The following is a 14,306-nucleotide window of genomic DNA, read 5'->3' on the forward strand; positions in this document are numbered from 1 at the left end:
GAGGATTATGAAGAAAAATATAATTTACATATGGTGTGTTGTTGTTCTTTTGTGTGGATGTGGTGATTTTTTGGAAGAACAGTCGCAGGATTTGACCTATGCAACCAATTGTGTCGATTTGGAGGAATTATTGGTAGGAGGAGCCTATGCCGCACATACTACTAATTTTAAAATGCTTCATGTGATGGATGATGACGTGAACGAATTTGTATATGGTACAACGCAAAAAGGATTGACAAGGGGAAAATTGGCTGGATTTTATTCTTGGGCAAAGGATCCGTGTATAGACGAGGATGGGGAGTATGACGATCCGGTTTGGTCTGAATTGTACACGTATATTGGCGTCACGAATGCCGTATTGGATAAAGTAGATGATTTTACTGATGATTTGGAAGAGGAACGGAACCGTGTGAAGGGACAAGCTTATTTTCTACGTGCCTATTATTATTACTATTTAGTAAATCTTTATGCAAAGCCCTATTCTAAAATAACATCAGAATCGGATTTGGGAGTACCTTTGAAGACTTTTGCTTTTATTGATGATCGTTATTGGGGACGTGCTTCTGTTGCTGAAGTATATGACCAGATCGTGAACGATTTGAAAACATCTATTCATTGTTTTTCCGGTATGATACCGAAATCTTATTATTGGGCAGGAGAAGATGCTGCACGAGTGCTGTTAAGTAGGGTGTATTGTTATATGGGCAGATGGGATTCTATACCGGAAGTATGTAATCCTTTATTAAAGAAGTATTCTTTATTTGATGCTGTCAGAAATGAGGGGTTAATAGCGGCAGAAAGATCGCAGTATTTGATTTCTCCCAGTAGTCCTGAGTTGATTTTTACAATGGGAAAGAGTCATCGGGATGGAATGTTTTGGGAGATATCCTCACAACCTACTTCTATTTCAACATTTCAGGTCTCTGACGAGTTGTATGCTTTATATAATCAGGATGATTGTCGTAAAACTCTTTTGTTTACTTATTTAAGAGGAGGGTATTATCCTAAAATTACAAAAGCCGGTAATAATTCAACATTTCTAAATGAATATATATCAGATATTTTTACACTTCGTTTGTCTGAAGTATATTTGAATTTAGCGGAAGCGTCAGCCATGACGGGGGATGAGGCTGGTGCGAGAGAGTTGCTTCAAGAATTACGCGAAAAACGAATCAAGTCTTCTAGTGTCGGAACGGTTACGGAAAGCGGAGAAAATTTGATTGAAAAGATCCGTTTAGAACGTCGTTTGGAACTTCCTTTCGAGGGACACCGTTGGTTTGATTTACGTCGTTATGCCGTATGTCCGAATTATGTCATGACGAAGGAGATCAGGCATAATCATTACACTCATACTACTGGGGGGCTTCAAATGCCTGGGGCGTATGAGGGATACTATTTGTTGCCCCCTTATCCTTCTAATAATTGGGTTTTGCCGATACCCGGTTTTGAAATTGAAGAGAACGAGGGAAGAATGGAAAATAACGAACGGTATGAAAGTATTCTTTATTAAAACAAGTAAATTATGGGAATGAAGATTATATATGGAATTTTAGCCTGTATTTTATTATTCGGGTGTAAAAAAGAGGATGAATTGTCACCTTCTAAGAGTGATCGTGATTATTTTGTGGTTGAGGATAACCCTAATGATGCTTTGGATCATTTGCGTTATCAAATTTATTCGGAATTAGGGCTTCCTATTTTCTATAATGATACATTGGCTTCGGAGGAACGTTATGATGCGGGAGGAAACCCCTATACTTATTATGAGGTGATAGACATAGGATATGGTATTTCAAGTTATAATTCTGCTGCAAGTTATGCTTTGGCTGACAATCGGGAGGATGTACAGGCAATGATTGAATTAATGCAAAAATATTTGTTGAATCTTTTGCCAAAAGAGCAATATCCGTTTTCTTATTTGTTGGTGGATTCTTTGTATTTGACACCCGGGGGAGCACAGGATGCGTTGTTGACTAATTGTTATAAGTCGATGAAAACGACTGTTATTGGCAATATAGAACGGGTGCGATCTTGGGATGATAATAAGAAACGTAAGGTGATGTCAGAAATCGCTGCCATGGAATTAGTAGAAGATGTGGTTAACAATACTTTGTTGAATGAAGAATTGTTTGAGGCATTTGATACGATTGTAACAAAAACGGTATATAAAGCTACAGATGTGGCTTTCCGTCCGTTACGAGTGAATAATTATGGTGGTAAACCTCAAGGTTCGATTTCGTATCCCAAGCCGGCTCCGGAAATGTTTGGTTTGTTAGATTGGAGAGCGGAACCTACACCTACTCATGTATTTGTCCCGACGAAAGAGCAGGATTATGCTAGTTATATTGGTTTGATATTGATTAACTCCGATCAAGATATACGGGAACGATATAGGGATTACCCTTTGGTTGTTCATAAGTACGAGACTATGTTGGAGATGATGGAAAATTCCGACATACTAAAGTATAGACAAATAAATAACAATTAAATATGATGAAAAGACAGGAATTAAAGCATCCCTTTTTGGGATGCTTTAAGGAAACATTTGCTTTATTTTTCGGATTTCTGTTATTAAGCGTGATTCCGGTACGGGGTGGAGCGCAGGAGAGAATCACAATAGAAGAGTGCCAGCAATGGGCGATGGAGAACTACCCGGCGATAAAACAACACGGGTTGTTGGAACAGGCGAAGGAATACACCTTGTCGAATATCGCAAGGGTGTACAGGCCGCAGTTTAGTTTGACGGGGGTGGCGTCGTGGCAGTCGGAGAAGACAGAACTGGAGTTGAAGATGAAGGATAAGGTGAACGTGTCGGCGGATTTGAATGAGGTGGTTTCGATCCCGGGGATGAGTTTACCAACGGTGAATATTCCTGTATCGATTCCCCGGATGAAAATCCCGGTGAGTGATCAGGACCGATATAACGTGTCACTATCATTGCAACAGGCATTGTGGACGGGAGGAAGAGTGAAAGCCGGGAAGGAGATGGCAAAGGCAGAAATAGATGCGATGCACGCGGGATTGGATACGAAGTTGTACGAGATCAAGGATAAAGTGAAGCAGTTATATTTCGGTTTATTGACCATCGAAGGACGGGAGGAGCAGTTGAACCGGGCTGACGAGATTTTGGATAGCTTGCGGGTGCGTGTCGGGGTGGCATTGAAACAAGGGGTGATTTACGAAACGGACTTGGATGTGATCGACGTGGAGCGGATTAAATACAGGCAATTGCGCATGGAATTGAACGCCAAGCGAGAGGTTTGTCTGGGAGTGTTATCGAGTTTGACGGGCAAGTCCGTGACCGAGAAAACGGAACTGGTGATGCCGGAAACGGCAACGTTCACGAAGAGCGACGAGATCAAGCGTCCGGAATTGGAATACATGGAGCGGAAGATCAAGCGATTGGATGCCGATTTAAAGATGCAAAATGCAGAGAATATGCCGAAATTGGGATTGTTCGCGATGGGAGGCTACGGTAAATCGGGATTGAACACGTTCGAGAGTGATTTTCAACCTTATTTTATCGGGGGAGTGATGTTCAGTTGGAATTTTGGGAAACTGAACACGTCGAGGAACGAGAAGAAGTTGATACAAGTGCAGCAGGAGAGTATGCGGAATATGCAGGAGAGTTTTATTTTTAACACGAGAATGGAGGTATTGATGCAAGACGCGGAGATCAAGAAATTACGAGAGATGGTGAAAAGTGACGAGGAAGCTGTCCGTCTGAGGGAAAGTATCCGGGAAGCCTCTGTCGTGAAATACGAGAACGGGGTGTGTACGATTTCAGAGTTGATCATGGATGTAAATCAAGCGTTGATCGCACATCAGGAGAAGGTGTTGCGGGAAATCGAGTTGGGAATGATGGTTTACACGAAGAAGTTGACATTGGGTTTATAAAGTTCATAAGGTTTGTAAGGTTTATAAAGTAAAAGTATGAAAAGCAAGGTATTGAGTTTAGCGGTTTTGGTTTGTCTGGGAGTTGGTTGCAAGGATAAAGGAGAGGAGCGGGATGGTTCGGGGATGTTTGAGGCAAGGGAGGTGATCGTGTCATCGGAGATCAGCGGGAGGATTGAACGTTTGGATGTAATGGAGGGGGATTATATCGAGGCGGGTAAGGTGGTTGGTCTTATTGATACGATGCAGTTACACTGGTTGAAGGTACAGGCACAGCAGGCAGTGAAGGCGGTAGACGAGAGAATCCCGAATTTGGATAAGATGCTGGAAGTGTATCGGTTAAAACTGGAAAAGGGAGAAAAGGAGTTAAAACGGGTGGAACGTTTGTTGGAAGGGAAGGCGGCAACACAGAAACAGTATGATGACGTGAAAGCGATAGTGGATGAAGGGCGTTCGATGTTGAAGGGACAGACACATCAGGCGGAAGTGATGATTGCCGGGGCGAAAGCGGAGAGTGCCGCAATAGCCTTGAAAATTGATCAAGTGAATGACCAGATCAGGCGCTGCAAGGTGGTAAACCCGATCGACGGTACCGTGCTTGCAAAATACTCGCAGGAAAAGGAGTTGGCAGCTCCGGTAAAGGCGTTATACAAGATCGGGGATTTAAAGAACATGAACCTTCAGGTTTACTTGGAAGGAGGGCGAATGGCGGGATTGAAAGTGGGCGATCCGGTACGGGTATTTGCCAAGTTAGGCGGGGGACAGGAGCGGGAATACATGGGAAAGATATCTTGGATAGCTTCGGAAGCGGAGTTTGTCCCGAAGACCATACAGACGCAGGATGACCGGGACAATCTGGTGTATGCCGTGAAGGTACGCGTGGAGAATGACGGGTTCTTGCGGGTAGGGATGTATGCTGACGTGAAGTTTAATTCTTTATAGATGACGTATGATTGTAGCGGAAAATATCGGAATGACTTACCGGCAGATGCTGAAAGAGGTGGTCGCCTTGAAAAGCATTTCGCTGGAGGTGAAGAAAGGGGAAGTGTTCGGGTTGATCGGTCCCGATGGGGCGGGGAAAAGTTCGCTGTTCCGGGTATTGACGACGCTTTTGTTGCCCTCGGCGGGGCAGGCTTTCGTGGGTGGATATGATGTAGTAAAGCAATTCCGGGAGGTGCGGAATATCGTGGGGTATATGCCGGGTAAGTTTTCCCTGTACCAAGATTTGTCGGTAGAGGAGAATCTTCGTTTTTTTGCTCGGGTGTTCGATACGACGGTACAAGCGAATTACGGGCAGATTAAAGATATATACGAGCAGTTGGCACCATTTAAAGACCGGAAGGCGGGTGCTCTGTCGGGAGGAATGAAGCAGAAGCTGGGCTTGTGTTGTGCTTTGATTCATAAACCGGAGGTGTTGTTCTTGGATGAACCGACGACGGGGGTAGACCCGATTTCACGGAAAGAGTTCTGGGATGTGTTAAAGCGCTTGAGCGGGGATGGCATTTCTGTACTGGTATCGACGCCTTACATGGATGAGGCTCGTTTGTGTGACCGGATCGGGTTGATATTCAAGGGAAAAATACTTGCTATAGATAGTCCGGATAATCTGGTGAAACAGCATGATAAAAAATTAGTGGCTTTCAAGGGGCGGAACATGTATACTTTGTTGCAGGATATACGAAAAGAACCTGCCGTTTACTCTTGTTTCACGTTCGGGGATGCGTTGCACGTGACTTTTCATGAACGGGAATATGCGGTCGAAGAGTTGGCGGGGCGTTTAATGAAAGCGGGACATAAAAGTGTGGAATGGTGGCGGATAGAGGCGGGTATAGAAGATTATTTCATGAAATTGACTAATGACAAGTGTGATGGAAAAGGTGATTGAGGTAGAACGTCTGGCGAAGAAATTCGGGAGTTTCACGGCTGTTGACCATATCTCGTTCGAGGTGTACCGGGGAGAGATATTCGGTTTTCTCGGAGCAAACGGGGCGGGGAAGACGACCGCCATGCGGATGTTGTGCGGGTTAAGCAAGCCTAGTTTTGGAACCGGGAAAGTCGTGGGGTTTGATATTGCCCGGGAATCGGAAAAAATAAAAAGCAGGATCGGTTACATGAGTCAGAAGTTTTCGCTGTACGAGACGCTGACCGTGAGGGAAAATATTCGTCTGTACGGGGGAATATACGGGATGAGCCGCACGGGAATCCGGGGAAAAATGGATCGGGTGCTGGGTGAACTCGGGTTATCGGGAGAACGGGGTACACTGGTGAAGTTGTTGCCGCAAGGGGTAAAGCAACGGCTGGCGTTTTCCGTGGCTACATTCCATGAACCCCAGATCGTGTTTCTCGACGAACCGACGGGTGGAGTAGACCCGGCAGTGCGAAGGATGTTCTGGGAGTTGATTTATAAAGCTGCCGGGGACGGGATTACCGTGTTTGTAACCACGCACTACATGGACGAGGCGGAATATTGCGACCGGGTGTCGATCATGGTGGACGGGCGTATCGAGGCGTTGGACACGCCGATGGCGTTGAAACAACGATATGGCGTGGCGAGTATGCAGGAGGTGTTTTACTTGTTGGCGCGGAGGGCACAAAGAAAGGACGGTTAATATGAAGATAAAGACATTTATAGATCAATTTTTAGCTTTCACGCGGAAAGAGTTTTTTCATATATTACGTGACCGGAAGACTTTGCTGGTGTTGATCGTGTTACCGATCACGCAATTGTTAATATTCGGTTTCGCGTTGAACAGTAATTTGACGGAGATGCCCACGGTGGTGTTGGATATGTCGAATGATCCGTTAAGCCGGCAGTTGATGGCGGAAATAGATGCCAGCACGACGTTTGAAGTACTCGGACGGGTACATTCGATGGAGGAAGTGGATGAATTATTCAAGCGGGGAAAGTTGTCACAGGCATTCGTGTTTATGCCGGGATTCGAGAAGAGTATCAAACAAACGGGAAAAGGGGATATGCAGGTAATCATGGATGCCAGCCTGCAAATTAATTCTTCCACCTTGGAATCACATATTCTGGTGATTTTGTTGAAATTCCAGCAGAAAATGAATTCCGGCAGGGAGATACCGATTCAGATTATACCGGAAGTGAAGATGCGGTATAACCCGGAATTGAGCAGTGCGTTCCATTTCGTGCCGGGGGTGATCGGTATCGTGTTGATGCTGGTATGCTCGATGATGGCTTCCTTGGCTATCGTGAAAGAAAAAGAATCCGGGACGATGGAAGTGTTGCTGGTGTCGCCGATACGTCCGCCGGTAATCATTTTAGCGAAACTGGTGCCTTACCTGATCGTGGGTATGATTAATATCGTGATTATTTTGCTGATATCGGTATTTATACTGGATGTGCCGATAGCCGGGAATATATTCTTGCTTTTCTTTATTGGTACAATATTTACCTTGTCATCTTTGGCGTTGGGTATCATGGTATCCGTGCTGACCAAGACGCAACGGAGTGCTATCGTGGTTTCCATTGCCGGGTTGATGCTCCCGTCTATCGTGTTGTCCGGGTTTATCTTTCCGTTGGATGTGCTTTCCCCGGCAATGCGTGCGGCGGTGCACCTGATGCCGGTAACTTTGTTTATTTCGGCGGCGAGAAATATCATGATCAAAGGATTGGGAATGGTAGCGGTTTACCCGGAATTAATTTTAATGGTCGTGATAACGGTAGTCTTGATCATTATCAGTATCAAATGCTTTAAAAACCGGTTGTCATGAGAATGTTAGGATTTTTATTACAGAAAGAGTTTCTTCAGATATTCAGGGATAAGACGATTTTGCTGATTTTATTCTTGATTACCGTGATATTACTGTTTATTCTTCCCCCGGCGGCAAAGGTGGAAACATCGAAAATTGCCTTGAGCGTGGTGGATCATGACCGTTCGACAACATCGACGAATTTCTTGAAGAAGTTAACCGCTTCGAGTCAGTTCGTGATAGGGGCTTACGTGGGTTCTTACGACGAGGGATTGGCAGTACTGGAGGAAAATAAAACGTCCGGTATACTGGAAATCCCGCGAGGGTTCGAGAAAAGTATCATGGAGCGAAGTCCGGCATCCTTGTTGTTGGAAATAGATGCGGTAAACGGGGTGACCGCCGGGTTGTCTTCTTTTTATTTTCTCCGGATCATGGAAAGATATATTTGGGAATATATCGACGGGTTTGGCTTTCAACCGGGTTTCAGGCTCGAGTCACAGGAAGAAATCCTTGCCCGGGTAGAGGCGGAGGCTCAGGCGGAAATGATGAAGAGAGCCAAGGCGGAAGTCGAATCACAATCCCGGATAGCACAATCACAGGCGATGATGATCGCCCGGGCGGAGGCGGAACAGGCACAGATGGAAGCGGAGGCTACACGGGTGCAAATACCGGTGTCGGTGGAAAAATCCATGACGGAAAAAATAAATGCGGGATACGGGGTGGAAACCATGCACGTGCCGGGAATCTCGATAAGTTCGAGTGTGCCGGACGTGAATATCCCGCTATTAGAAAAGCCCGCGGATGCGAATTTCGAGCAAGTGAATATGCTTATGAATAACCGGTATAACCCGGACGGGGAGTCGAGTTTGTACCAGATACCTTCTATATTGGCAATATTAGTTTGTTTGATCGGGACCGTTTTATCGGCATTGAATATCGTGACGGAAAAAGAAAGCGGGACGATCGAGCAAATGAACGTGAGTCCGGTGAAACGAAGTGCTTTCATTTTCTCCAAGATTATTCCTTTCTGGGTGATCGGGATGATCATTTTGACCATCGGTTTGATTATCGTGTGGTTGGTATACGGTATTGTACCACGGGGAAGTTACGGGGGAATCTATCTCACTTCTTTTTTATTCTTGGTTGCCATGGTCGGGTTCGGGATACTGATTTCAACGGCTTGCCGGAATCAGCAACAGGCGATGTTACTTTGTTTTTTCTTCTTGCTGATTATTTGTTTGCTTTGTGGGATGTGGACACCGATAGATAGTATGCCGGGATGGGCTCAGGTAATCGCGGATATTAACCCGTTGCGGTATTATATTCAGACTATGCGCCTTTTCTTTGCTTATGGTAGTGAATTGAAACACGTGTTGCCCCAGATGGGAGCCTTGTGTATTTTTATTATCGTGTTTAACGGGTGGGCGATTTGGAATTTCCGGAAAGCGAGATAGAGTTTTAGATTTATGATTTACGATTTATGATTTACGATTGAAAATATATTCCCGGGAGGCAAATACGATATCCGGTCGGATTCCGGTCTTTTTTTTATTTTTTGACGAGTTAGCTATTATCATCGGGGTTGGAAAGAGATTGCGATAACGTCTTGTTGCCCGGGAATTTTTTGTATGGAAAAATATTTTTATATTTGTTGTCACCCATTTTCGAGTTTTTCCTGTCGTGGTGGTGAGAAGAAATATATTATTATGAACGAGATGCCGGAAGATATTGTTCGTTTGGTTTTAAAATCCTGTGAAGAGGGGTTAACCGAGAATGAACAGAAAGATATAAACGAGTGGTTGCAAGCTCATCCTGAACTGGAAGGAGAGATGCAGCAGTTAAAACGATATGCTGCCGCGGGGCGTGACATCCGGACTTTCAGACGAATTAATACGGAGGAGGCTTGGAAACGGGTAGATCAAAAGACCGGAAAGACTCCGGGGAAAAAGCGCGGGCGAATGATTCCTTATTGGTGGAGTGCAGCGGCAATTGTTGTGATAATCATCGCGGGAATATTTTTTATAAATCGTCCGCAAGAACCCGTGAGTACAACTTTACTTTCTTCCGCGGCAGGTTTTAAGCCGGGTTCACAAAAAGCGATATGGGAACTGGCGGGAGGAAAAACCATCGAGTTGGAGAAAGGTGGTGAACGTTTGCTCGTGGGGGAAAACGGAAAGGTTTTGGGACGAGATTCGGCAAATACTTTGATTGTCCCGAAAAACGTGAAGGGAGATGTGGAACAAACGACGATTCGGGTACCGCAAGGTGGGGAGTACGGTGTCGTGTTAGCGGATGGGACAAAGGTATGGATCAACTCGGAAAGTGAATTAAAATTTCCCTCGGTTTTTAAAGGGAAAGAGCGTATCGTGGAAGTAAAAGGAGAAGCTTATTTTGATGTAACGAAAGATACGGAACACCCGTTTGTCGTGAAGACAGGACAAACCGCGATACGTGTGTTAGGAACATCGTTCAATGTATGTGGCTATGCGGAAGATGGTTTTGAACAAACGACCTTGGTGTCCGGAGCGGTAGAGGTGGATTACAAGGGGAAACACTATAAATTGACTCCCGGAGAGCAATTGGAGGTAAGGGAAGATGGAAAAGAGCCGATTGTAAAGAAAGTAGATGTACGCTTGTACACTTCATGGAAGGATGGTATGTTCCGTTTTCTGGATATGCCGTTGGGTGAATTGACGGTGAAGTTGAAGCGCTGGTATGATGTGGATTTTATTTTTGAAAATGATGCTTGTAAGGCTTACCGGTTCACGGGAGCAGTTCGGAAAGACGTGGATTTCAACGAGTTTATACAATTGGTGGAAAGTACAACGAATGTAAAATTTAAGATTAACGAGAACAATATCACTATTAAGGAGAAATAAAAAGCGAAAAGCTAATGAAAATGTTCACGTGCGAGTGTGAATATGGGATATTCTTGTAGTAAAGCGGAGTATTATGAGATGGACGTTGGTGTGGGCCATCGTGCTCATTTTTTGGGTGTCGGAAGAGGGGACTGCACAAACGGTAAAGATTACGCGGCCGGTGCAGACTCTAAGCATGGTGTTCGATGAGGTCGAGCAACAGACAAGTATGCTCACGTTGTTTAGTAATAACGAGTTGGATATGTACCGGGAAGTGACGTTGGAACTTCGGGAATACACGTTAAAGGAGTTGTACGATTATTTGTTGAAGGGTACGGGACTGGAATTTGAAATATTGAATAGTTATATAGTCATTCGTCCTGTTCATGCCGGGAAAGAAGGTATACTTGAAATGCACGAAGTAAAGGGAAAAGTTTCTGATGAAAAAGGAGATCCGTTGCCGGGTGTGTCTATTGTGCTCAAGGGGTCGAGCCGAGGTGTAATAACGGATGGTAACGGAGAATATAGAATTTTATTATCGAAAACGGATCATGTTATATTACTTTTTTCCTTTATAGGGAAACGGACAAAACAAGTGGAGTATTTAGGACGAGGCGATTTGAATATTGTTATGGTGGACGAGAACCAGGAAGTGGAAGAAGTTGTCATCACGGGATACCAGAATATATCCAAACGCCATTTGACAAGTGCCGTGACTTCTATGAAAGCGAGCGATATCATGTTACCGGGAGTGTCCACGATAGACAGAATGCTGGAAGGGCACGTGCCGGGGATGATTTTCATGCAAAATTCAGGACAGATAGGAGTAGCCCCGAGATTGCGAATCCGGGGAAGTTCAACCATACTGGGAACGCAGGAACCCTTATGGGTGATTGACGGTGTCGTGCAGAATGACCCGGTGAACGTGGATGCGGCGCAAATCAATGATCTGGATTTCGTGAATTTGTTGGGAAATGCCATTTCCGGGCTAAACCCGAATGACGTGGAACGGATCGATGTACTGAAAGATGCTTCGGCTACCGCCCTTTATGGAGTTAGGGCTGCCAACGGCGTGATCGTGATCACGACTAAAAAAGGAAAAGCGGGACCTTTATCCGTGAATTACAATTTTACGGCATCCTTAACCACTCGTTCGAGGTATACGGATCGTTCTGTCGACATGATGAATGCGGTTGAACGTATCGACTATTCGCGGGAGATGATAGAAAAGGGGATCGTGTTGTCGAATGTCAGTTCTTGGGTCGGTTATGAAGGTGTGTTGCGGGAATATTATAGTGGTAAACTTTCTTTCTCGGAATTTCAAGAGCAGGTAGGGTACTATGAGCGGAATAACACGGACTGGTTTGATGTGATTTGTCGGGATGCTTTTTCACATAACCATAATTTGTCGTTCTCGGGTGGGACGGATTCCGTACAATATTACGTTTCGCTTGGGTATAACCGGGAAAATGGAATATTGAAGAAAGAGAGGGGAGAGCGTTACACGGCTAAAATACGTTTGTCGGGAAATTACAAGCGATTGGATTTCTCGTTCGGGTTGGCAGGCAATGTGCAGAAAAGGTACTATACTCCTTCCGAGGTAGCATTGTTGAATTATGCCTATAATACAAGTCGTGCCGTTCCGGTATATAATACAGACGGTTCCTTGTGGTATTATCCCCGGCAGGGAACGACGTATATGGTAAATTATAACGTGTTGAACGAGCGGGAGCACAGTGGAAACACGATAGAAGGAAAGGGAATTTCTTTTTCGACCCATTTGGGCTATCGATTGACAAAGACGTTAAAAGCGGAAACCGTGTTCGCGTATAGTCGTAATCATACGGATCAAGATACTTATTTCGGGGAAAAGACGGCTTACGCGGCCGATTTGCGGGGTGAGCTTTATAACGGAAGTCAAAGCCGCGGGGTACTTCCTTTCGGGGGAGAAGCACGAGAGGATTACACGAAAAGTTATAGTTATACTTTGCGGGGACAGTTGAATTTCAATTCTTATCCGGGTAAGGCGGGGAATCATTCTTTTTCATTTGTGGTCGGGGGAGAAGTGATTTCTTCGAAATATACGGGAAAGAGGCAGGTATACCGGGGTGGATTATCCGATAACGGGCGATTGGTCGAACCTGTGGATGGAAAGAAGTATCCGACATTTGAAAGATGGTTACAGGATACTCCCGAGGCACGGGGAATAACTAAACATCAGGTGACGAATATGATTTCTTTATACGGTTCGCTTACTTATTCAATACAGAATACCTTCATTTTTAACGTGAACGCGCGTATCGATGCCTCCAATAAATTTGGTAAGGAGGCTAATAGAAAGTTGTTGCCGATCTGGTCGGCGTCCGGGCGCTGGAATATAAAAGACGGCGTGTTGCGCGGAATAAATTGGATGGATGATTTTTCTTTTCGTGTGTCTTTCGGCTATCAGGGAAATATTCTGGATTTGGAAACCCCGGAGATGATTATAGAAAAAGGCGATTGGAATGACAAGATGGAAGCGAACGAAGCGTATATTTATAAATTCCCGAATCCCAATCTGACATGGGAGAAGACGGCTTCTCTAAATGTCGGGGCGGATTTTTCACTTTTCAAGGGACGATTACGGGGTACGGCTTCTTATTTTTACAAAAAAACGGAAGATGCTTTTCTGAAGAAAAAGATATCCGTTATTAACGGTACCCGGGAATATGTAGTGAATCAAGGAACAATTGAAAACCAAGGAATGGAATTAGGGTTAAGTTGTTATTTGATAGCGTCGACAAAGAAAAATGCTTTCTCGTGGCGAATAGATCCCCAGTTAAGTAAAGTTCTGAATATGTTGGTCGATCGGCACGTGAAAAAAGGAGAACGAGATCAAGTGCTACATAATAGTTACAGCTATCAGGATTATATTGACGGGGAGGTACAGATCGTGGGACGTCCTTTGTATTCGTTCTTTTCTTATGAGTTTACAGGGTTAAGCTCAAAGGATGGCAGGCCTACTTTTGCCAACATCGGGGAAGAGAACTGGGAAGTGTATGACGCGATGACGAACGAGGATGTTTTTCAGACGGTAATGAATTTCTCCGGTTGTAGGATGCCTTATATTCAAGGTGGGATAGGAAATACATTTACTTACGGAAATTTCATGTTGAGTTGTAACTTCACGTACAGTGTGGGGGCAAAAGTGCGTTTGTTGAAATTATATAGTAATGTAAAGAACGTGATACCCCAACCTGCGGAGAATTTGCGCCGGGAAATGGTCGATCGTTGGAAACGACCCGGAGATGAAAAATATACAGTCATTCCGGGGATATTGCCGAATGCCGAGTTTGCCGAAACCGTGAATGCCCCGGGACCTTGGTGGAGAAACGAATCGTTCAAGTTCGCGGAGAATATATGGCAGATGTATAATGATTCGGATATCCGTGTCGTGAGCGGTAATTACTTGAAACTGCAACAGGTGAGCCTGCGTTACACTCTGCCCGAACGTTGGTGCGAAACGATGAAAATGAGTTCGATGCAACTTTCTTTAATGGCTCTTCATTTAGCTACATGGAGTCATCGGGCGTTGAAGGGGCAAGACCCGAGTACACAGACCGGCTCATCTTCCTCTATCGCGGTGCCGGTACGTCCCTCGTACACGTTTAGTTTAAGCGCGACATTCTGATTTTTTTGTTTTAGCGATATTTCAAGCGTAACCCGGGGAAAACGTTTGGAAATACTTTGTCCTCTCTGTTTGAGGATGAGTTTTCGTCGTATTTCATTATTTTATTCGAATTATCAATTTATATATCATGTACTTTTATATTATTAAATTCTATTCAATTTCAATTAAAA

General features: G+C 44.6%; 8 protein-coding genes and 1 pseudogene. All 9 read left to right on the top strand.

Features of this window, described 5'->3' with window-relative positions:
* The first annotated feature begins 7 nt into the window (after positions 1 to 7).
* The 9 genes and pseudogenes from ACK8P8_RS00745 to ACK8P8_RS00785 all read left to right on the top strand — a co-directional run bounded on the left by ACK8P8_RS00745 (position 8) and on the right by ACK8P8_RS00785 (position 14,136).
* Complete coding sequence (locus tag ACK8P8_RS00745) at positions 8 to 1,510, top strand: RagB/SusD family nutrient uptake outer membrane protein (protein WP_369859955.1); 1,503 nt, start codon at positions 8 to 10, stop codon at positions 1,508 to 1,510.
* A 12-nt stretch (positions 1,511 to 1,522) separates the two neighbouring features.
* Positions 1,523 to 2,488 (top strand): hypothetical protein, encoded by a 966-nt coding sequence (locus ACK8P8_RS00750; RefSeq protein ID WP_369859956.1) that lies wholly within the window; start codon positions 1,523 to 1,525, stop codon positions 2,486 to 2,488.
* A 2-nt stretch (positions 2,489 to 2,490) separates the two neighbouring features.
* Positions 2,491 to 3,897: a TolC family protein gene (locus ACK8P8_RS00755; protein ID WP_369859957.1), complete on the top strand. Its 1,407-nt coding sequence runs from the start codon at positions 2,491 to 2,493 to the stop codon at positions 3,895 to 3,897.
* A gap of 36 nt (positions 3,898 to 3,933) precedes the next feature.
* Positions 3,934 to 4,836, top strand: a complete 903-nt coding sequence (locus ACK8P8_RS00760) for an HlyD family secretion protein (RefSeq protein ID WP_369859958.1) — start codon at positions 3,934 to 3,936, stop codon at positions 4,834 to 4,836.
* Between the two features lie 7 nt (positions 4,837 to 4,843).
* Positions 4,844 to 6,503, top strand: a pseudogene (locus ACK8P8_RS00765) (ATP-binding cassette domain-containing protein).
* A 1-nt stretch (position 6,504) separates the two neighbouring features.
* Entirely contained in the window at positions 6,505 to 7,629 is a 1,125-nt protein-coding gene (locus ACK8P8_RS00770; RefSeq protein WP_369859961.1) for an ABC transporter permease, read from the top strand.
* Entirely contained in the window at positions 7,626 to 9,062 is a 1,437-nt protein-coding gene (locus ACK8P8_RS00775) for an ABC transporter permease (RefSeq protein ID WP_369859962.1), read from the top strand. Before ACK8P8_RS00770 ends, ACK8P8_RS00775 begins: the two co-directional genes overlap by 4 nt.
* A 252-nt stretch (positions 9,063 to 9,314) precedes the next feature.
* Positions 9,315 to 10,487 (top strand): FecR family protein, encoded by a 1,173-nt coding sequence (locus ACK8P8_RS00780; protein WP_369859963.1) that lies wholly within the window; start codon positions 9,315 to 9,317, stop codon positions 10,485 to 10,487.
* 73 nt (positions 10,488 to 10,560) lie between these two features.
* Positions 10,561 to 14,136: a SusC/RagA family TonB-linked outer membrane protein gene (locus ACK8P8_RS00785; protein WP_369859964.1), complete on the top strand. Its 3,576-nt coding sequence runs from the start codon at positions 10,561 to 10,563 to the stop codon at positions 14,134 to 14,136.
* Positions 14,137 to 14,306 lie beyond the last annotated feature (170 nt).

Source organism: Butyricimonas muris, assembly GCF_046365375.1.
GTDB lineage: Bacteria > Bacteroidota > Bacteroidia > Bacteroidales > Marinifilaceae > Butyricimonas > Butyricimonas muris.

Bases quoted from the DNA above. Each gene is read 5' to 3' on its own strand.
- ACK8P8_RS00750 (WP_369859956.1), top strand. From the start codon at position 1,523: ATGGGAATGAAGATTATATATGGAATTTTAGCCTGTATTTTATTATTC.
- ACK8P8_RS00780 (WP_369859963.1), top strand. From the start codon at position 9,315: ATGAACGAGATGCCGGAAGATATTGTTCGTTTGGTTTTAAAATCCTGT.
- ACK8P8_RS00775 (WP_369859962.1), top strand. From the start codon at position 7,626: ATGAGAATGTTAGGATTTTTATTACAGAAAGAGTTTCTTCAGATATTC.
- ACK8P8_RS00755 (WP_369859957.1), top strand. From the start codon at position 2,491: ATGATGAAAAGACAGGAATTAAAGCATCCCTTTTTGGGATGCTTTAAG.
- ACK8P8_RS00785 (WP_369859964.1), top strand. From the start codon at position 10,561: ATGAGATGGACGTTGGTGTGGGCCATCGTGCTCATTTTTTGGGTGTCG.
- ACK8P8_RS00770 (WP_369859961.1), top strand. From the start codon at position 6,505: ATGAAGATAAAGACATTTATAGATCAATTTTTAGCTTTCACGCGGAAA.
- ACK8P8_RS00745 (WP_369859955.1), top strand. From the start codon at position 8: ATGAAGAAAAATATAATTTACATATGGTGTGTTGTTGTTCTTTTGTGT.
- ACK8P8_RS00760 (WP_369859958.1), top strand. From the start codon at position 3,934: ATGAAAAGCAAGGTATTGAGTTTAGCGGTTTTGGTTTGTCTGGGAGTT.